Below are 19,027 nucleotides of genomic sequence, written 5' to 3' on the forward strand. Positions count from 1 at the left end.
CCTGTGATTAAATCTGTAATATATTTGAAATAGTATCTCTATTTGCAACCATAAGAGGAATATCTTCTCCTCTGTATGGATTGTCACCCATTGTCACTTCCAGCTTCACGGTCTCATAGGCAAGCTCTTCATAATTATTTTCCTTACTTAAGTGCCCGAGCATGATATATTTCATATTGTCATGTAGTATATCACAAAGCAGGCGTCCTGACAATTCATTCGATAAATGTCCACGATTTCCAAGCACACGTTGTTTTAAATAATACGGGTATGCTCCCACTTCCAGCATATGTACATCATGGTTTGCCTCAAGCAATATCGCATCCAGCCCTTTTAAATTCTCGACTGTATACGCATCATAAATGCCAAGATCTGTCGCAACGGCCAATGATTTTCCGTCATGTTCAATTCGAAATCCGGATGGTTCATTCGCATCATGCGAGATTGCAAACGGTCTGATATCAAGATTTCCAATGGAAAACATCTGATCCACTGTGACTTCTTTCAGGAGACCTTCCGGCATTTTCCCGATTCCTTTATATGCCTTGATTCCCTCTATAGTTCCTCTCGTCGCATAAATCGGAATTTCGTATTTCCGGCTGAACACTCCGAGCCCCTGAATATGGTCTGAATGTTCATGGGTAATCAAAATACCTCCAAGTTCTTCCCCTTTGATTCCAATCTCATGTAGCCCTTCCTCAATCCTCTTTTTGCTGATTCCTGTATCGATCAGCAAATGTGTCTTATCACTTCCTGCGTAAATACAGTTTCCACTGCTGCCGCTGGCTATGCTGCATAATCTCATTTTCTCTTCTCCTGCCTGTTCATTGCTTTTTCAATCTCTCTTTGTGTCATCTCAAACGAGTTACTGTTGTTGATCACAACCTGACACTTCTGTCGGAACACATTTTCCGGCATCTGCGAGGCTATCATCGCTGATATTTTTTCGTCACTGTATCCTCTGGATTCTTTCAGGCGAATTCGCCGAACGGACTCTTCCGTATAAATATACCAGAGTTCATGACAGATTTCATCATAGTGATCTTCCAATAAAAGCGCCGCTTCCAACACAAAACATGACGTGCCCATGTTTTTTTCTGTCGCTATCTTTTCTTTGATATGTGCTTTCACTTCTGGATGCACAATGCCATTTAGCACTGCCATTTCTTCAGCATTTCCAAAGACGATTCCGCCTAGAATTTCTCGGTTAATCGTCCTATCTGTCCGCAAAATATCTGTTCCAAAATGTGCGACGATTTTTTCATAGCACACACTTCCCGGCTCCTGCAATTTCCATGCCACTTGATCTGCCTGACAGATAACAGCGCCATATCGTTCTTTCATAAAGGAGAGGACCTGACTTTTTCCAGATCCCACTCCTCCTGTAATTCCAATAATTCTCATTATTTTGCCTCGTACCAGTTCTTTCCGGTATGCATATCCACTTCCAATGGCACATGAAGTTTTGCCGCATTCACCATCTCATGGGAAAGAATCTCCTTTACATCTTCCAACTCTTCCTCATATGCCTCGATCAGAAGTTCATCATGCACCTGCAATACCAGTTTTGATCTCATATTGTTTTCTTTCAGTCTTCTGTTTACACCATTCATGGCAATCTTCATAATATCCGCTGCTGTCCCCTGAATCGGAGCATTCATAGCGACACGTTCCCCGAACGAGCGCTGCATAAAATTGCTGGAAGATAACTCCGGTACCGGTCTTCGTCTGCCAAACACCGTTGTCACATATCCGTTTTCTTTTGCATGTTCTACCGCATCGTCCAAAAATCCCTTGATGCTCGGATATGTCTCAAAATAACTTTCGATATACTGAGCTGCCTCTTTTTTTGTGATGCTCAAATCCTGACTCAATCCAAACGAACTGATTCCATATACAATTCCAAAATTGACCGCCTTGGCATTTCTTCTCTGAAGATCAGTTACTTCCTCAAACGGCGTATGGAACACCTGAGAGGCGGTAATTCTGTGAATATCTCTCGCCTCTTTGTAGGCGTTGATCAGCTGCTCATCGCCGGAACAATGTGCCAATATGCGAAGTTCAATCTGCGAGTAGTCCGCATCCACAAACACATAACCGTCTTCCGGAATAAATACTTTTCGGATCAGACGTCCCAATTCCATGCGAACCGGTATATTCTGTAAATTCGGCTCTGTACTGCTGATTCGTCCTGTCGCCGTGATCGTCTGATTGAATTTTCCATGAATTCGTCCGTCATCTTTAATATATCCCGCAAGTCCATCTGCATAGGTGGATTTCAACTTTGTAAGCTGGCGATATTCCAAAATCTTGGATACGACCGGATACTCCGGCGCCAGTTTGTCCAAAATATCCGCAGAAGTCGAATATCCTGTCTTTGTCTTTTTACCATGTGGCAGTCCAAGCTTTTCAAACAGAATCACGCCGAGCTGCTTTGGCGAATTGATATTAAACGTCTCTCCGGTCAGTTCGTAAATGTCTTTTTCCAAATCTACAATCTTTTGGCCTAATTGCTCTCCGTAGATATGAAGTGCCTCTGCAGCCACTTTTACACCATTTTGTTCCATGTCATAGAGTGTAAATACAAGTGGCATCTCAATCTCATCAAAAAGCTGCTCCATTTCTGTCTCTTTGAGTCTATCACGTAAAATCTTGCTGGATTCATATGCCGTATACGCCTCATAACAGCTTTTCTGCGCCTCATCAATCTGGTTGTCATCAATTAATATATCCAGATATTCTCTTGCAATGTCTGCAGACTCATAGTCGTTCTTCAATGGATTCAACAGATATGCCGCAACAATCGTATCAAAACAAACAGATTGATTCACATTCGGAATATACTGCATCGCATTCTTTACATCGGCGATTGCAAGCACATCTACCTCTTTTGAAAGCGTTTCCACCTGTTCTAGCAGCTCGGAAATCTCCATTCCCTGTTCTGTTGTAAACACATAGATATCTTCTTTCCCAAAGGCAAGCCCGACTCCGGTAAGCCCTGCCTCATTCACAAACAACGGCAGCACATTCTTCGTATCCTTATAAAAAGAAACACCGACACACGTTTGTTTCTTTGCCGTTTCAAATATCTTCTTCGCCTCATTTTGATCTGTAACAACCCGAAAGGCATCTTCGATACGATTTGCCGGCGCTGTCACCTCAAAACGAGACAACAGGTTTTTAAACTGCAAACGCTGAAAATACACATATGCTTCCTCCGTGTAAAGATCTCCAAGCTTTGCATCCGCAATCTCATACTCGAAATCTGCATTCACATGAATCGTTGCCAGCACCTTACTCATCTGTGCAAGATCGTAATGCTCGGAAAGTGCTTTGCTTGCACGAGGTGGTTTTAGCTCTGTCACATGTGCGTATGCATTCTCAATTGAACCATATTCTGTAATAATCTTTGTCGCAGTTTTTTCTCCGATACTTGGGACACCCGGAATATTATCCGACGTATCTCCCATCAGCGCTTTTAAATCAATAAACTCTTCCGGAGTGACCTGGTAACGTGCTTTGACATCTGCCGCATAATAATCTTCAATCTCTGTCTTCCCCTGCTTCGTCTTTGGAATTCGAATCTTTACATGCTCTGTCGCAAGCTGCAAAAGGTCGCGGTCTCCTGAGATCACAGACACTTCCATGCCCATCTCCTCACATCTTTTTGCAAGCGTTCCAAGTAAATCATCGGCTTCCAAACCCGCTTTTTCAATCGTCTTGACTCCCATTGCCTGCAGCACTTCTTTGATAACCGGAACCTGCTGACGCAGCTCATCCGCCATTGGTTTTCTGGTTCCTTTATACTCCGCGAACATCTCATGCCGGAATGTCGGCGCATGCACGTCAAACGCCACTGTCAGATACTCTGGTTTTTCTTCCTCTAAAATCTTGAACATAATATTCAAAAAACCATACACTGCATTCGTGTGAAGCCCCTCGGAATTCGTCAGATCCGGAACCCCGTAAAATGCCCGATTTAAAATACTATGTCCATCGATTAAAACGATTTTTTCACTCATTTCGTCTCTCCTGTCTGTTACATACTAAGCAATACTATACACTATTTCGCCGGTCTTTGGAAGTCCTTTCTCATCAGTCCTGCAATCGTTTCCTCCAACACTTCAAATGCTTTTTCTGGATCATCCACAGAAACCACCGACTCTTCCAATGGACATTGTCCCGTTTTTGTGCGGTTTTCAATGTAGGGCACCTTTTCTTCATAAGCGTATTCAATCCCATATATCTGTAGGATTTTTTCTGCACTTTCACTTAAAACCTGCCCGTAAACTGCCTTTGCACCACCTAAAATAGCCATAAGCGCCGCCGCTTTTCCTATAACCTTATCCGCGATCACGCCGTGCTCAAAGGCATGTCTTTCTTTTCGAAGTTCTTTCATCAGCGGTTTAATCCCGATTTCATCCGAAAGAATCGGTTCCTTTCCCTCTATCCATATGACACAGCTCACTTGCTTTTCTTTTAAAAGTGCCACCGCCTGTTCTAATCTATCGTTCAAATGTCAGACCTCCTCGCTTTAACGTCAGGTACAATACCGGAAGAATCACAATCTGAATCAGCATTCCCGGTACACCGGAGATAATCCCCGATAAAAATGCCGCCCGATTTAGAAAGGGCGCCTGTATATGCAAAAGCTGCGCTCCCACGACTAAAGAAATACCATACGCCGCTCTCCCTAAAATCATTGCCGTAAGGAGACTTGCATATACGTTTGTTTTCTTAATCATCCATCCGATCACAATCCCGTATGCCATCAACTCCACAAACATAAAATAGACCTTCGGCACCGGTGGCATCCCTGTCAGTACAGAACTGAAAAGAGGTACCAGAATTCCGATCAGTCCTCCATAATACGGTCCAAGCAACATCCCTGCAAACAGTACCGGAATCTGTATCGGTAAAAAAATCATCCCTGCATTCTGTCCGAAAATATGGAACGCCTGCGGCAGCAAAATTCCAAGTGCCACAAGCAGTCCGCCATACGCCAGTTTCAACACTCTGACATTCGCTTTTGTTCTCTCTTCTATCATCATTCTTCTTCCTTTTGTCTTTATTTTAATGCAATCTCTTTCAATCGTTCAATGATTGGCAGATGCTGTGTACATGCGCGCTCACATTTCCCACATGCGATACATTCGGCTGCCTTCTTTGCATCGAGTCCCCAGTGATTGTTCAGACGTTCTTTTGCAGCTGTCTCCTTTCCTGTCAAAATCTGCTGGTTATAAGCATCCATAAACTTAGGAATCTCAATTTCCTTCGGACAGCCTTTGCAGTAAGCACATCCTGTGCAGAGATTGTTCAGTGCAACTCCCTTGTCCTCATACAATTTTACGATCTCTTTTGCCGGACGTTCCTCTAAGTTTTCTACCGCTTTTACTGCATCATCCACATGTGCTTTTGTTGTGCATCCGGCAAGTGTAATCGTAATTTCTTTATGGGATGCCACGAACCGAAGCGCTGCCTGCGGTACAGTCAGATCAGTTCTTTCTGTCAGATACGAAAATGCCTCCGGATTCTGCGGAATCATTCCACCGCCAAGCGGATTCATCATGACAACCCCCATTCCTTTTGCATGCGCCGCCTCAATTCCACTCTGGCGGAATCGATAATTCAATGCATTATATCCAATCAGCATCCCTTTGAATTTTCCGGTCTCTACCACTTTCTCAATATCATTTCCCTCCATATGAGAAGAAAAAACAATATTTCGAATCAGTCCTTCGGCCTTTGCCTCCTCAAAAAATCGGTAGATCACTTCCATATGTCTCTCCCAGGATTCCAGATTCAACATACACCACATATGATAAAAATCAATGTAGTCTGTCTGAAGGCGTTGCAACGACATCTCCAGTCTTCTGCGGAAATCATCTCTCGTAGGGTTCTGACCAATCGTATTAAAATTTGTCTTAGATGTCACATAAACATCACTTCTTTTCACCTGAGAGAGTGCGATTCCCGTCACAATCTCACTTTTATCATCACAATAAAATGGTGCGGTATCCCAGTAGTTAATGCCTTTCTCAAATGCATACAACGGAATCTCCGCACATTTTTCCAGTCTTCCCGCAGCGATATCTTCCTCATCATAGCGCATCGTTCCAAGTCCGATTGCAGACACTTTCATATCAGTATTTCCATATTGTTTATAATACATGTTTTCTCCTCCCGTTCTTCCAAATTCTCTTATCTTTTCTATTATAAACGATTTTCTGCTTAGGTTAAAGTTCTATTTTTATATGATATTTTTCAAGCCAGTAATTCACCTGAATGAGGTAGGCAATCATCTGCGGCGCCGCCATCAACTGACCATACCACGGTTTTCCATAATCAGATGGACTGGAAAGGAATCTTTCTACCTTTTTTGTATCCAAAAATTGACGGATTGGCGAGTCGGTCTCTGCCATAATTGCACGCATTTTCTGCACCAGGATCGCTTCATATGCTTTATCATACGTCTTTGGATAAGGAGATTTCTTTCGGAATAAAATGTCATCCGGAAGCAATCCTCTTCCTGCCTCCCGAAGCAGTCCCTTTACAACGCCTCCCTTTGCCTTCATCTCCCATGGTACGTTCCACAAGTACTCCACAATCCGATAATCCGCAAACGGCACTCTCGCTGACAAACCATAACGCGCACTCGTTCCGCCCATTCTGTCTAAGAGTGTCTGCATAAACCATTTCTGATTCAGATAGGAAATTTCTCTTCTTCGCGTTTCCAAAGCTGACTCTCCTGCAAGCCTTGGTGTTTCAGCCACTGATTTGGCATAAGTCTCCTGCACATACGCATCCATTTTTAGCGCTTCCAAAAATTCATCGGAAAGCATTGCTTTTCTCGGCGCTAAATCCATCGTCCACGGAAACGTATGCGCTTCCAGACATTCTTTTTTATGAAACCACGGATATCCTCCAAAGATCTCGTCCGCGCATTCACCGGTCAGCGCCACTTTATATTCCTTTGCCACCTGAGAGCAAAAATAAAGAAGCGAAGAATCTACATCTGCCATTGCCGGCAATCCTTTCGCATCAATTGATGCATAAAGATAGTCCGCCTGTGTGCGAGAGTCACATTCTAAGTAGTGATGTTCCGAATCCAGAAAAGTTACCATTTTTTCCACATAGGGTCTGTCCTGTGATGGTTGAAACATATTCGCTTGAAAATTCTTGTCATTCCCCACAAAGTCAAACGAAAACGTGTGCAGTCTCTTTCCCTCTTTTCTCAACTCCCTCGCACAGATTGCGGATACAAGGCTGCTATCCAACCCTCCCGACAGAAAGGTGCAAACGGGCACACCTGAAATCATCTGATTCTTCACTGCATTCTCCAACAGAAACGCTGTTTTCTCAACAGTCTGCTCATAGTTGTCCTCGTGTACCTTGCTTTCCAACTTCCAATAGCAGGAATTTTTCATTTCTGCCCCCATATAGCTTAACAGGTGTCCCGGAAGTACCTCATCAATCCCTTTAAATACACCGCAGCCATATGTCTTTGCCGGTCCGATACTGAATACTTCATTTAATCCCTTCCGATCCAGTACCGGTTTCACGCCCGAATTGGCTAATAGCGTCTCTATCTCTGATGCAAAAAAAATCGTATCTCCCTGCCTTGTATAAAATAAAGGTTTCACTCCAATGCGATCCCGAAACAGATGCAACACTCCCAGTTTTTCATCATAAAAGGCAAACGCAAATACCCCATTCATTTGTTTTACGAAATCCGTTCCGTATGTAAACAATCCATTCAGAACAACTTCCATCTCACTTGTCGTCTCAAAACGCTGCCCCCTCTTTTCCAACTCTCGCCTTAGTTCTCCACAATTATAAAGTTCTCCGCTGTATACAACTGTATATCTTTTTTCACCAAAGGTTCTTGTCACAGACTGCTCTCCGACAAATCTTTTTTCATATGAATCATACCACCCAGAAATCCCACTCATCCTATATCCTCCTGCTGTTTTACGACACAAAAAACTCTTATGCTCATATCTATCAATATAGTATATGAACATAAGAGCTTTTCGGTGACAGAATTCTATTTTCCTATCAGAACCCGTTTGCCGCAAAAAGCAAATCCATACTTTCTAATATGGCTTTCCGGCACTCCTTTTTCAATTAATGATACCGCATATTGCTTCTCATCAATTTGTTTCAACGCTGCTTTGACTGTATCTTCTAAAGATTTTTCGTCACTGTCCTGCACTTTAAATTCCAATATCATCGCATCATCTATCTTATTTCTCGGCTCCAACATTACATCGTAGCGTCCAAAACCGCTTTCTCGGTTTGAAGTGATCATATATCGATTTTCAAGTTCCACCATCAGTCCCAAGACGAACCCATGATAAAATCGTTCCGGTTCTTCCCCGGATGGTCTGCTCCCACTGTCAAAAAAGCTAAACGTTGCCAGCGCTGTTTTATTCATATATGCGTTCATCGCTTTCAAGTCATCCTGCAAAAACGCTCTGATAAATGCATTATAGTTAGATGCCGTCAAAGCAAACCAATCACGCACGATATTTCGGAACATAACCATAACCTCAAAGTTTGTTATTGATAACTCATACAATTCCTTCCACTCATTGCTCGATGCATCGCACTTCACTTCGTTTACAATCTTAAGATACCCACTTGCCAAAAAAAGACTCCAAATTGCATTTTCATCTAAATCCAGTCGATTATACACAATTTGTTCATCAATCTGCGTGATAATATTTCTCCCGGCAAGTAATTCTTCAAAAGACTCTTTCACTTGGCAGGAACCCTCACGAATTATTTTTCCGATTAAACTGTTGCTGCTTGTATTCGCCCAGTATGTCCCTACTTTTTGTTTGTCAAGATAATGAAGAATAGACCACGGATTATAAATATCTTTCTTATGTCCAAATGTAAATCCATCATACCAGCGTTTTACCTCACTGCTCTTATCAGATAAATTGTACTCTTCCAATGCAGCAAAAACCTCTTCTTCCGTAAACCCAAACGCGTCTGCATATTTTTCTGAGATAGTAGTGACAACCTCTAAATTATTCAAGTCTGAAAAAATAGGTTCTTTACTGACACGTGTTATCCCAGTCATAATTGCACGCTCCAAATATGGATTTGTTTTAAATGCTGCATTCAATAAACTTCGCAAAAATGATGATAACTCATCCCAATATCCATTTACATAAGCTTCCTGCATAGGAGTATCATATTCATCCAACAAGATAATCACTTTCTTTTCATAATATCTGCTAAGGAAATCCGACATCTTATGAATAGCCAATGTGGCAATTGTTTCATCCATATTCATGGTAACACTTTTGAAAAATATCTTTTCTTCTTCCGTTAATAAATCTCCACCCAGCAAAAAAATGTGTTTATTATATAAATCCGTCAAAATCTGATTAATCCTTTGCTTTGCCATTTGAAAAGTGCGTTCTTTCACATTTGCAAAAGTAATGCTGATCACCGGATATGTCCCCTGCAGTTTTTGATAGGACTCCTCTTTCCATATATTCAAATGGTGAAATAAACCCGCGTTCTTCTTATGTGTTATAGAAAAAAAATTCTCTATCATACTCATTGTCAACGTCTTCCCAAAACGCCTTGGCCGAGTAATCAATGTGACATAATCTCTTCTCTCCCACCATTCCTTTATAAATAATGTCTTATCTACATAGAATAGGTCGTTTGATATAATGTCTGCAAATTCCTGATATCCGATCGATACCCTTCTTGACATAATACGAACCTCCTTGTCGTCACTTTGGATTTATTATAACAGATTTCAACAGATGCGCCTATACCATAAAACATTTTTATATTTACAAAACTCCCGCATTCATATCTATTCATATAGCACATGAATGGGAGAGTTCTCAATTGCTTCTAGTAACATTATAATTATATCAGAAAAGGCACTTTTGTCCTCATTTTGTCTCAATTAATTTTTTAACCGGATAAGAAGTTATTTGAAACATTGGTGGATTTTCCTTCAATGTTTCATATGCCTTCTTTTCATTTGCTGCTATATTATCAGGAATAATTGCATAAGGTATAAGAACTTCCCTAGAAGTGCCTTGCAAAAGAGAAAAACCCAAACCTTTCGGCATATCCGGATTGATTAATTCATACGACATTTGATTAACCACAGCACTATAATCAGTCCCTACCAATGTCATGGCACTCAAGTTAACTCCCACTTTTTCCACATCTTCATTATCTTCGTTTGAAAATAACGCTTTCACTACATAATAATATTTTACAGCTGTGTCTTCCGCCAATTCTTCATCTTCTGAAACAAGATTATAGTTCTTATAAAATTCTTTCATTGAGAAAAGCTCAGCACCTAACACTTTTACAGTATAGCCGTCAATAATACTATCCGAACTATTGTTAAAATCTCGACCAAACTCCACTGTCTCATTTACTTGAAAATATTCTTTTTTCTGTCTCTCAGCCTTCTTATTCAAAGCATAAATCCGAATTCCCGAGCCTATCAAAAGACATATCATTATACCTATCACTATTTTTTTCTTACTTATCATCTATTATTCACATCCTTATTTAAGCCCTACCTATGTGTTCAATTACTTTTCCGCTTTCCAATTTAATAATCTCATCTGACAATTCCTCCAAAACCGCAAGATCATGGCAGGAAATGATAACTAATGCACCTCTTTTTTTCTCCCCTCGAACAATTTCTTTTACTAATTCCACACCAGAAGTATCCAGGGCATTCGTCGGTTCATCCAATATCACTATATCTGGTTTTTCCATAAGTGCTGCTGCAATTCCCAAACGTTGTTTCATTCCTAATGAATATTTTCGGTATTTCTTTTTTGCCGCCTCTTCATCCAAACCAACCAAACACAGAACTTTATTTATTTCTTCGTCAGATATTATTTTCTTTACAGATGCTAGCATCTTTAAATTTTGATATCCTGAATATCGATCTAAAAATGTCGGATTTTCTAACAAAAACCCTATGCTTTTAGGAAATTCCAACTCTTTTCCCAATTCTTTTCCATCTATCAATACCTTTCCTGATGATGGATGAATTAATCCAATCAGCACTCTCATCAACATTGTCTTCCCTGATCCGTTAATGCCCTGTATTCCATAAATTTTCCCTGAGTGCATAGAGCAGCTTACTCGATCTAACACCGTATGTTTACGAATTACCTTTGATACTTCTATCACTTCCATTCTCATTTTTAGCCTTCCTCCTTATTCAAAATATCATATCTACGAAATTTCATAATTCCACATATGAATGCAATAAATAAAATTCCAAACGAAAACAGTAATCCTTTTTGATAACTAACGCCATTTTCTATTGCCCATTCATACCGAATTGGCATTGCGAAATTCCCTATCATTATATCGGATAAGAAATAAGCTGAAGACAGCATCATAATACATATTACCAAAAAACTGAACACAGGTTTTGTAAAAAGCAATAATACCATCTGCAATAAATTAATTGCAATCGACAATATCACTGGTGTTAGAATCACAGCGATTGGAATCACTCCACCCCCTCGAAACTCTGATACCCACAAGCCAAACATCGTTGCAATACTGTCTGCATGTGCTTCAAACGAGAGTGGTTCTTGAAAACAAATACATAGAATCACTAATACCAATAAAATAATTCCATGATACAAAACGGTAGATAAAACATTCCACAAACATTTTGATATCCACCATTTTGTTCGTCCTTGAACATGTACCAAAATCTGTGTTCCCATGTTTTGTAAATCTTTCATCGGATAATTTAGAACAGCAAACGAACTAAACAAAAAAACAGCAATCCACATAGTTGGAAATTGAAACGGATTACCTGTAGTCGGTATATATTCTTTCATTCCGCCATACAAATACATCCAATAGTCTCCTAATGCCACTTCTGTTCCCCATATCGCAATTCTTCTATGCAACTCAAAAAAAACCAATAATTGCAATAAATAACGGAAAAATATAACATGATACTCCTTTAAAATATCCGTTTTTCAAGTCAAACCACAATACTTTAATAAATTTCATTCCGATACTCCTTTATAATACCAATTAGAGAAATCACCAATAATCCAATCGCAAACAAAAGAATAATACTTCCTGAAAAAGAATACCTAACTTCTACACCTCGCAAAAAATATAATGGCGAAAGCTCCTTATATGCAACAGATGGATCACTATAAATATAATCTGTAATCACATGTACAAATAGCAACAACAAAAACGGGATAAGTACGACTCCCCACTTTTGTCGCACAATTCCAGATACTGCCATACAAATACAAACCAAAAAACCACAGTATACAAAGTCTATAAACAAATATATTGCCACATACAAAAAAGGTACTGTATAATATAATTCAGCTAAAAAAGAGCCTCCAAACACACCATAAAACATATTCATAGTCACATCAGGCAAAATAGCTGGAACAACCAGTAAAGTCATCCAAAAATTAAAAATCAGCGGAAGAACCATTGCAACTCCCCCCGATAAAAATACTGCTACATATTTTGCACAATAATATTTTTTCTTTCCTGTCTTTGTGATCATCATTCTTCGATATCCGCATTTCCTTTCTTCACTATATGACCAGCCATAAGGCAATGCTATCAACAACGGAAATACAAAGAAATAAATAGAACTTCCTAGCGAAAATGGTTCGCCTCCTATCCAGCAATTGAACACCGTATTAATCCCTATATGAGGATCGTATATGATATCCGTTGAATTACCAGATATAGCAGACATTCCCTCATAATACATATTTACCATATGTTCAAAACTCAACAAGGTAATAAGACACCCTAAAACAACAGATATCCAAAAAAATTTATTTTTGAAAGCTTTCTTAAGCTCTAATTTCAATACTGAACACATATTCTCACTCCCTACTTTACAATTTCAAATTCACATAAGAAGTATATTCTTCTCCTCCATTTAAATTATCTGTCAAATATATTTTCCCCAGATCACAATCATCCGGATTAATATACCAACCAATTTTCATGTTTACACTCTGTGCCGGAAGCAACGGAAAATGATAATATTCAGGACTTTCCACATCTTTACCTTCCGAATAATAACACGGACTTCCAATCCATATAACTTCATTGTCTTTTCCTTTTTCAACTAATTGAAAAATAGATATATTGCAATCTTCAGAATTTACATTCGTCACCATCACATCCAAAATCAACATAGGACTATTCATCGCCTCATCTACCGACACCAAAACTCCACTTTTGGGATATTCAATAATTGGCATAATCTCTTCTTTCCGCACACTCGCTTCTGTCGGATTATTATACAAAGTCGCCTGATTTACTGTATATCTTATCGAAATATTCTCTTCATTTCCCTGAAGAGGCTCCTTCTTCTCCACGATGTCCCCCAGTTGGAATTCCCGTTCTTGATTTACATAATATTTTTGTTCAATTGTTTTACCTTTCCCTTTTGATATTTTTGAACATCCTGTAATTGATATTAAAATTAAGGCAATACAAAAAATAAAACTATAATTTCTATGGAACATCCCTTATACTCAACCTCCAACTCTCTTATATTATTAAGAAGGTCAGTGTTTCTTCTGACTTTCCCTTCTTATTGTTTTTCATTCATACTATGGATTTGCCACAGGATAGTTTCCAACACTGTCCGGACTCCATAATCCTCTTAATGTCCCTGACACACCCGCTCTTGCGGTCGTAATATCAAGTTTACAACTGGAATAACCATTTTCTTTAACTTTATTGTATATAAACCATTCACCACCTTTTACAATTGCATGATCTCTAAGTGTACAATTCACATTTGATGAACTAAGAGAGCGCACCCATAAATCGAACCCCGAGTTATTTTTAATATAATGAGAAGTTTTATCTTCTTTTGTCCGTAACGGTGTCTGTGCCGCTTTAGAATAAGCAAATTCTATTTTCTTTGTCGGCAATGCTGTATCCGAAACGTTCCCAGCCGCTTGAGCCGAGATACCTGCACAACCAATACCTATAACCATCAATACTGCCAATACTTTTTTCTTCATAACATATTCCTCCTAATTTCTTCTTTTCAGAATCACACCTAACATCAATGAAAAACTAACCACCAACACATTTACCGCCAATATCCTACATAATTGCTCTCCACCCAAAATCAAAGACAGAAAATACAATATCAATTGTATACTAAGAATCATTCTGGTTCTTTTCCGATATACACGAACCTCCTCTTCATCCAACTGCTTATTATGTGTTCCTACAGGTGCAAGGCAAAAGATACACCCACTTCCGATTACCATAATCCACGTATATACACCTATTATCCATCCTGCTTTCAATAGGAATTCGAAAGCAACAAACAACAATACTACGGACATCATCAGACATCGAAATTTTGTCTTCGCATGAAATCCACCTGCATGCTTTCGCAGTGTCCAAAAGGAAATCCAAAACACGCAACTTTCAAATACACAATCACAAAAGATACCAACAGTTACTGTGATGAAAATCCCCAACAGATTATTTAAAATACCTTCTACCCCATATCTTATAACCTCACGCTCACTATCAGGTATATTTTTACCATCTGCTAAATAATCTGTCAGATATGTTGTCAAACTCAAAACTTCCGCAACTTCTTAACACTTTCAACTTCTTTCGGTTGATAAAAAGTGAACGTACATGTTGTATTTGCTTCCATTTCTGCAACTTTTCTTGATAATTTGACAACTGCTTTTTTTACTTTCTCCGAAGCTCTTTTTTTCTTCTGCATTGCTATCTCCTCCCTTCTCTGTTTTTCTAAGTGCATCATATCACATAAAATCTCTCTGTGCCGAAACATGTCATAATTCATATAGATTTTTGTCATAACTCATACTTTGTCGGATGAAGTCCGCACGCCGAAGGCATGTGTTACGGGATGCTCGGATGAGTATAGTTTTCCGTAAAACAAAAGACACAGACCTCAAAAAGTCCATGTCTTATCCATCTTATTATATGTACAACATCAATTTTACACAAAAATGTGCATCCTGTACTTTTATACTCATATCTCCATGATATTTTTCTACCATTCGTTTTACACTTTTTAACCCGATACCGTGGGACTCCGAATCTTTTTTTGTTGTAAGAAAATCGCCGTATTTATCTTGTCTTATTCTCTCTGACAAAAAACTATTTTCTATCTTCAAAACAAGAATTCCATTTTTCAAAGAAAACTCAACACCCAAGAATTTTTCTTCGGTCTCCACTGCTGCATCTATCGCATTTTGCAACAAATTTCCAATGATGATATTCAAATCAAAGGAATGTTTCATATCTTCCGGTATTGCAACTTTTACAGTTGTATTCAACTGCATTTTCTTTGCCTTCTGAAGCATATAGTTCAGAACACTATCTACTTCCATATTTCCGGACGATACAATCTCACTCGGCTTCTCAAAAAATTCTTCCATAGCATTCAGATATCTCCGAAATTCCGAAAAATCCTTTCTCTCTGCCATAAATCTCAGTTCCGCCAAATGATGTTTCATATCATGCCGAAACATCTTCATTTTTTCTACACTCTCCAACATTACATTTATCTGATTCCGATATGCCATCATCTGATATTCCAATAGCTCTGCCTCATGCTTTTCTTCTGACAATTTCAAAAACAGGCTGTAAAAATAAAACATCAAAAAATTAATCAAGAACAATCCCAAGCATATAATAGTAATCCCTCTATAAGTGCTGCTTTTTGTATAAATCAATATCGTTACCAATAAAATACTGCATAATGATATACAAATCAAAGATAAATGATAAGTTCTTGTCCTGTTTTTTTGTCCGGATACAATTCTTCCTGCAATCAACTCACAAACAAACATCAATAATATTCCGATTGCCCCATACACTTGATTATACATATTTCCGTCTTTATATGGTATGAAAAGAAATGTAACAAAAGCGTCGCACATCATACCAACCACATAAATTGAAACTGTCACAAAAATATTCTCTTTCCATACTTTTGTATACATTCTTACTAGCAAAGCAATGCCCACTAGATTGCACATAATATTTATCCAAACACGTTGAAACAATAAATACAATGCCGTATTCACAATCCAAAAGAGCAAATAGCATGCAACTTCTTTCACCCTGCTTAACTTTGTCTCTTCCAAAAAGATGCGGATAAATCGATACGTCACATACATTCGAAATAAATTCGACCCCGCACACACAATGATATCCATCATATTTTTATAATTCCTTTAACAATTTTTCTCTGACCTGTTTTCGCTGCGCCTGACTGATCGTCAGTACTCTCCCATTGTCCAATTCCACAGTTTCATATGTATACCGTGCGATACGCTGCTTATTTACCACATACGATTTATGAATTACAAGAAAATCTTCCGGCAATTCCTTGATAATATTTTTCAGCTTTCCGTAAAATTCCTTTTCGCCACTTGTAGTGAGCAATCTAACTTTTCGTCCATCACTCACAAAGCAAAGAATATCTCCATAAGGCACATAATAATACTCTTTACCCAATTGGAATTCAAAGCGCTTTGTGTTTCGCCCGACAATCTTTAGTGCCAATGCAAGCGTCTCTTCAATCTTTTCTTCCTCAATCGGCTTTACAATGAAATCCATCGGCTGCACCTTAAACAACTGCTGTGCATACGACTGTTTCCCCGATATATAGATAATCTGCATCGTATGGTTTTCCATCTGCTTTCGGATAAATATCCCCGCATCAATTCCACTCACTTCAAACAATTCGATATCCAAATACAGAATATCCAACTGTTTTCCCGTTTCTAAATAAGCACAAAGTTCTTCCCCGGAATTCCAGACATGGATATCCATCTTTACATTTCTCTTTTTCCCATACTTCAAAACAACATCTTCTATAAAAGCACATGTATTTTTTCCATCATCACATATTCCAATCTGATACATTTCCCACCTCAAGTATATACACCCAAATTTGCAAAAAAACTCTTTAGAATTTTCTAAAGAGTTTACATCAAATGCAGGTGGTGGGACTTGAACCCACACGAGGTTGCCCCCGCAAGATTTTGAGTCTTGTGCGTCTGCCATTCCGCCACACCTGCTTACCCAAGAAGCATTTTTACTTCTTTTTATTAAGTTGTTGTCTCAACACAATGTATATTACCATATGCCACTATGAAATGCAAGTCTTTTTTGAAATTTTTTCAATTTTTTTAACAATTGCTACTGTTCACCCAAATGAGCATCTCCGCACACAGCGGTGAACAGCAGCTGACATTTCCCTTATTTCAATTTCTGACCAATCTCAAAGCAGTCGAATGTCGCAAAGTAATCTGCCGGTGTTTCGGCTCTTCGAATCAGCTTCGGAGTACCATCTTCCTGTAATAAAATCTCTGCTGATTTCAATTTTCCATTATAGTTATATCCCATTGCAAATCCATGTGCTCCTGTGTCATGAATGACTAGCAGATCTCCGATATCAATCTTTGGCAACATACGGTCTACTGCAAATTTATCGTTGTTTTCGCAAAGTGATCCGGTAATATCATATTTATGGTCACAAGGTGCATCTTCTTTTCCCATCACTGTGATGTGGTGGTATGCTCCATACATTGCAGGTCGCATCAGGTTTACCGCACATGCGTCACATCCGATATATTCTTTATACGTGTGCTTCTCATGAACTGCTTTTGTCACAAGGCAGCCGTAAGGTCCCATCATGTAGCGCCCAAGCTCTGTGTAGATTGCCACGTCTCCCATTCCGGCAGGAACAAGTACTTCCTCGTACACTTTTCTGACTCCTTCTCCGATCGCTCTGATATCATTCGGCTCTTGATCCGGTCGATACGGAATTCCGATTCCGCCTGACAGGTTGATAAATTTAATGTGCGCTCCTGTCTCTTTTTGTAATTTCACTGCCACTTCAAACAAAATCTTCGCAAGCATCGGGTAATATTCATTCGTAACCGTATTGCTCGCCAAAAATGCGTGAATTCCGAATTCTTTTGCCCCTTTTGCTTTCAAAATCTTAAATGCCTCAAACAACTGCTCCGTTGTCATTCCATACTTGGCATCCCCAGGATTATCCATAATGTCATTGCTGATTTTAAACAATCCTCCCGGATTATAACGGCAGCTAATCGTCTCCGGAATATGCCCGATTGCATTCTCCAAAAATTCAATATGTGTGAAGTCATCTAAATTGATAATTGCCCCCAGTTTGTCTGCATAGACAAATTCTTCCGCCGGAGTTGCATTGGAAGAGAACATGATATCTTTCCCTACTGCTCCAAGCGCCTCAGACAGCATCAATTCTGTATAAGATGAGCAGTCACAGCCGCAGCCGTATTCTCTTAAAATATTAATCAAAAATGGATTCGGAGTTGCTTTTACTGCAAAATATTCTTTATAACCTTTATTCCATGCAAAAGCCTCTTTCAATGCTTTTACATTTTCACGAATTCCCTTTTCATCGTACAAGTGAAACGGTGTCGGAAATTCTTTTACAATCTCATCTAATTTTTCTTTTGTAACAAACGGTACTTTATTCATCAATGGCTCTCCCTTCATACGTCAAATTAGAATCACTATACCTTTTTTCTTTTTATTTGTCAAGAAAAAGGATACCCCCAACTCGCAACTAAAAAAAGGAACAGACGATATTCGCCTGCCCCTTTGCATTGTTGTGTTGTGGTCTGTATAAAACTTTTAACTATTTCCTTAATCCTAATCTCTCGATTAATGTACGGTATCTTTCAATGTCAGTTTTCTTTAAGTAAGCGAGTAAACCTCTTCTCTGTCCTACCATTTTAAGAAGACCTCTTCTTGAATGATGATCCTTTGGATTAGCTTTGAAGTGTTCTGTCAACTCATTGATTCTTGCTGTTAATACAGCGATCTGAACTTCCGGTGAACCTGTGTCGCCTTCTGTTCTAGCATATTCTGCCATAATAGCTTGTTTCTTTTCTTTTGCGATCATGCTATGACCCTCCTGTTTTTCTTTAATTTAACA

At 39.1% G+C, this 19,027-nt stretch carries 20 protein-coding genes and 1 tRNA gene; all 21 read right to left on the reverse strand.

What is annotated here, in order from left to right; all coding sequences use genetic code 11:
- Positions 1 to 7 precede the first annotated feature (7 nt).
- Positions 8 to 805 (reverse strand): MBL fold metallo-hydrolase, encoded by a 798-nt coding sequence (locus tag AC6I5B_RS09620; protein ID WP_004612487.1) that lies wholly within the window; start codon positions 803 to 805, stop codon positions 8 to 10.
- Positions 802 to 1,404, reverse strand: a complete 603-nt coding sequence (gene coaE, locus AC6I5B_RS09625; RefSeq protein WP_004612486.1) for a dephospho-CoA kinase — start codon at positions 1,402 to 1,404, stop codon at positions 802 to 804. Before coaE ends, AC6I5B_RS09620 begins: the two co-directional genes overlap by 4 nt.
- A complete protein-coding gene (gene polA / locus AC6I5B_RS09630; RefSeq protein WP_004612485.1) occupies positions 1,404 to 4,022 on the reverse strand; it encodes a DNA polymerase I in 2,619 nt (872 codons plus the stop codon). The genes coaE and polA overlap by 1 nt, the downstream gene beginning before the upstream one ends.
- Before the next feature lie 41 nt (positions 4,023 to 4,063).
- A complete protein-coding gene (locus AC6I5B_RS09635; protein WP_022250079.1) occupies positions 4,064 to 4,516 on the reverse strand; it encodes a DUF1893 domain-containing protein in 453 nt (150 codons plus the stop codon).
- The gene (locus AC6I5B_RS09640) at positions 4,506 to 5,051 is read right to left on the reverse strand and encodes an ECF transporter S component (protein ID WP_118208443.1); all 546 of its coding nucleotides are present in this window, start codon (positions 5,049 to 5,051) and stop codon (positions 4,506 to 4,508) included. Before AC6I5B_RS09640 ends, AC6I5B_RS09635 begins: the two co-directional genes overlap by 11 nt.
- Positions 5,052 to 5,068: 17 nt before the next feature.
- Positions 5,069 to 6,172: an aldo/keto reductase gene (locus AC6I5B_RS09645; RefSeq protein WP_144166957.1), complete on the reverse strand. Its 1,104-nt coding sequence runs from the start codon at positions 6,170 to 6,172 to the stop codon at positions 5,069 to 5,071.
- A gap of 64 nt (positions 6,173 to 6,236) precedes the next feature.
- On the reverse strand, positions 6,237 to 7,952 hold the full coding sequence (asnB, locus tag AC6I5B_RS09650) for an asparagine synthase (glutamine-hydrolyzing) (RefSeq protein ID WP_497773289.1): 1,716 nt from the start codon (positions 7,950 to 7,952) through the stop codon (positions 6,237 to 6,239).
- Between the two features lie 95 nt (positions 7,953 to 8,047).
- Positions 8,048 to 9,739 (reverse strand): AAA family ATPase, encoded by a 1,692-nt coding sequence (locus tag AC6I5B_RS09655; RefSeq protein WP_004612479.1) that lies wholly within the window; start codon positions 9,737 to 9,739, stop codon positions 8,048 to 8,050.
- A gap of 187 nt (positions 9,740 to 9,926) precedes the next feature.
- Complete coding sequence (locus AC6I5B_RS09660) at positions 9,927 to 10,544, reverse strand: DUF5028 domain-containing protein (RefSeq protein WP_004612478.1); 618 nt, start codon at positions 10,542 to 10,544, stop codon at positions 9,927 to 9,929.
- A 19-nt stretch (positions 10,545 to 10,563) separates the two neighbouring features.
- A complete protein-coding gene (locus AC6I5B_RS09665; protein ID WP_004612477.1) occupies positions 10,564 to 11,211 on the reverse strand; it encodes an ABC transporter ATP-binding protein in 648 nt (215 codons plus the stop codon).
- Positions 11,212 to 11,213: 2 nt separating this feature from the next.
- Positions 11,214 to 11,885 (reverse strand): hypothetical protein, encoded by a 672-nt coding sequence (locus AC6I5B_RS09670; RefSeq protein ID WP_497773290.1) that lies wholly within the window; start codon positions 11,883 to 11,885, stop codon positions 11,214 to 11,216.
- A gap of 146 nt (positions 11,886 to 12,031) precedes the next feature.
- On the reverse strand, positions 12,032 to 12,895 hold the full coding sequence (locus AC6I5B_RS09675) for an ABC transporter permease (protein ID WP_004612475.1): 864 nt from the start codon (positions 12,893 to 12,895) through the stop codon (positions 12,032 to 12,034).
- Between the two features lie 16 nt (positions 12,896 to 12,911).
- Positions 12,912 to 13,400, reverse strand: a complete 489-nt coding sequence (locus AC6I5B_RS09680; RefSeq protein ID WP_159431675.1) for a DUF5027 family lipoprotein — start codon at positions 13,398 to 13,400, stop codon at positions 12,912 to 12,914.
- A 237-nt stretch (positions 13,401 to 13,637) separates the two neighbouring features.
- Positions 13,638 to 14,057 (reverse strand): DUF2712 domain-containing protein, encoded by a 420-nt coding sequence (locus AC6I5B_RS09685; RefSeq protein WP_004612473.1) that lies wholly within the window; start codon positions 14,055 to 14,057, stop codon positions 13,638 to 13,640.
- Between the two features lie 12 nt (positions 14,058 to 14,069).
- On the reverse strand, positions 14,070 to 14,636 hold the full coding sequence (locus tag AC6I5B_RS09690; RefSeq protein ID WP_004612472.1) for an accessory gene regulator B family protein: 567 nt from the start codon (positions 14,634 to 14,636) through the stop codon (positions 14,070 to 14,072).
- On the reverse strand, positions 14,633 to 14,785 hold the full coding sequence (locus AC6I5B_RS09695) for a cyclic lactone autoinducer peptide (protein WP_117787599.1): 153 nt from the start codon (positions 14,783 to 14,785) through the stop codon (positions 14,633 to 14,635). Before AC6I5B_RS09695 ends, AC6I5B_RS09690 begins: the two co-directional genes overlap by 4 nt.
- Before the next feature lie 220 nt (positions 14,786 to 15,005).
- On the reverse strand, positions 15,006 to 16,253 hold the full coding sequence (locus AC6I5B_RS09700) for a sensor histidine kinase (protein ID WP_270651168.1): 1,248 nt from the start codon (positions 16,251 to 16,253) through the stop codon (positions 15,006 to 15,008).
- A gap of 4 nt (positions 16,254 to 16,257) precedes the next feature.
- The gene (locus AC6I5B_RS09705) at positions 16,258 to 16,962 is read right to left on the reverse strand and encodes a LytR/AlgR family response regulator transcription factor (protein ID WP_270651167.1); all 705 of its coding nucleotides are present in this window, start codon (positions 16,960 to 16,962) and stop codon (positions 16,258 to 16,260) included.
- A 72-nt stretch (positions 16,963 to 17,034) separates the two neighbouring features.
- Positions 17,035 to 17,117, reverse strand: a tRNA-Leu gene (locus AC6I5B_RS09710).
- A 181-nt stretch (positions 17,118 to 17,298) separates the two neighbouring features.
- Entirely contained in the window at positions 17,299 to 18,567 is a 1,269-nt protein-coding gene (locus AC6I5B_RS09715; protein WP_022250067.1) for a diaminopimelate decarboxylase, read from the reverse strand.
- A gap of 160 nt (positions 18,568 to 18,727) precedes the next feature.
- Positions 18,728 to 18,994, reverse strand: a complete 267-nt coding sequence (gene rpsO / locus AC6I5B_RS09720) for a 30S ribosomal protein S15 (protein ID WP_004612466.1) — start codon at positions 18,992 to 18,994, stop codon at positions 18,728 to 18,730.
- Positions 18,995 to 19,027: the final 33 nt, after the last annotated feature.

Source organism: Faecalimonas nexilis, assembly GCF_059731825.1.

Coding starts and splice junctions, on each gene's coding strand:
- AC6I5B_RS09645 (WP_144166957.1), bottom strand. CDS start 6,172: ATGTATTATAAACAATATGGAAATACTGATATGAAAGTGTCTGCAATC.
- AC6I5B_RS09665 (WP_004612477.1), bottom strand. CDS start 11,211: ATGAGAATGGAAGTGATAGAAGTATCAAAGGTAATTCGTAAACATACG.
- rpsO (WP_004612466.1), bottom strand. CDS start 18,994: ATGATCGCAAAAGAAAAGAAACAAGCTATTATGGCAGAATATGCTAGA.
- coaE (WP_004612486.1), bottom strand. CDS start 1,404: ATGAGAATTATTGGAATTACAGGAGGAGTGGGATCTGGAAAAAGTCAG.
- AC6I5B_RS09675 (WP_004612475.1), bottom strand. CDS start 12,895: ATGTGTTCAGTATTGAAATTAGAGCTTAAGAAAGCTTTCAAAAATAAA.
- AC6I5B_RS09715 (WP_022250067.1), bottom strand. CDS start 18,567: ATGAATAAAGTACCGTTTGTTACAAAAGAAAAATTAGATGAGATTGTA.
- AC6I5B_RS09655 (WP_004612479.1), bottom strand. CDS start 9,739: ATGTCAAGAAGGGTATCGATCGGATATCAGGAATTTGCAGACATTATA.
- asnB (WP_497773289.1), bottom strand. CDS start 7,952: ATGAGTGGGATTTCTGGGTGGTATGATTCATATGAAAAAAGATTTGTC.
- AC6I5B_RS09685 (WP_004612473.1), bottom strand. CDS start 14,057: ATGAAGAAAAAAGTATTGGCAGTATTGATGGTTATAGGTATTGGTTGT.
- AC6I5B_RS09640 (WP_118208443.1), bottom strand. CDS start 5,051: ATGATGATAGAAGAGAGAACAAAAGCGAATGTCAGAGTGTTGAAACTG.
- AC6I5B_RS09670 (WP_497773290.1), bottom strand. CDS start 11,885: ATGTATTTGTATGGCGGAATGAAAGAATATATACCGACTACAGGTAAT.
- AC6I5B_RS09695 (WP_117787599.1), bottom strand. CDS start 14,785: ATGCAGAAGAAAAAAAGAGCTTCGGAGAAAGTAAAAAAAGCAGTTGTC.
- AC6I5B_RS09700 (WP_270651168.1), bottom strand. CDS start 16,253: ATGATGGATATCATTGTGTGTGCGGGGTCGAATTTATTTCGAATGTAT.
- polA (WP_004612485.1), bottom strand. CDS start 4,022: ATGAGTGAAAAAATCGTTTTAATCGATGGACATAGTATTTTAAATCGG.
- AC6I5B_RS09705 (WP_270651167.1), bottom strand. CDS start 16,962: ATGTATCAGATTGGAATATGTGATGATGGAAAAAATACATGTGCTTTT.
- AC6I5B_RS09660 (WP_004612478.1), bottom strand. CDS start 10,544: ATGATAAGTAAGAAAAAAATAGTGATAGGTATAATGATATGTCTTTTG.
- AC6I5B_RS09620 (WP_004612487.1), bottom strand. CDS start 805: ATGAGATTATGCAGCATAGCCAGCGGCAGCAGTGGAAACTGTATTTAC.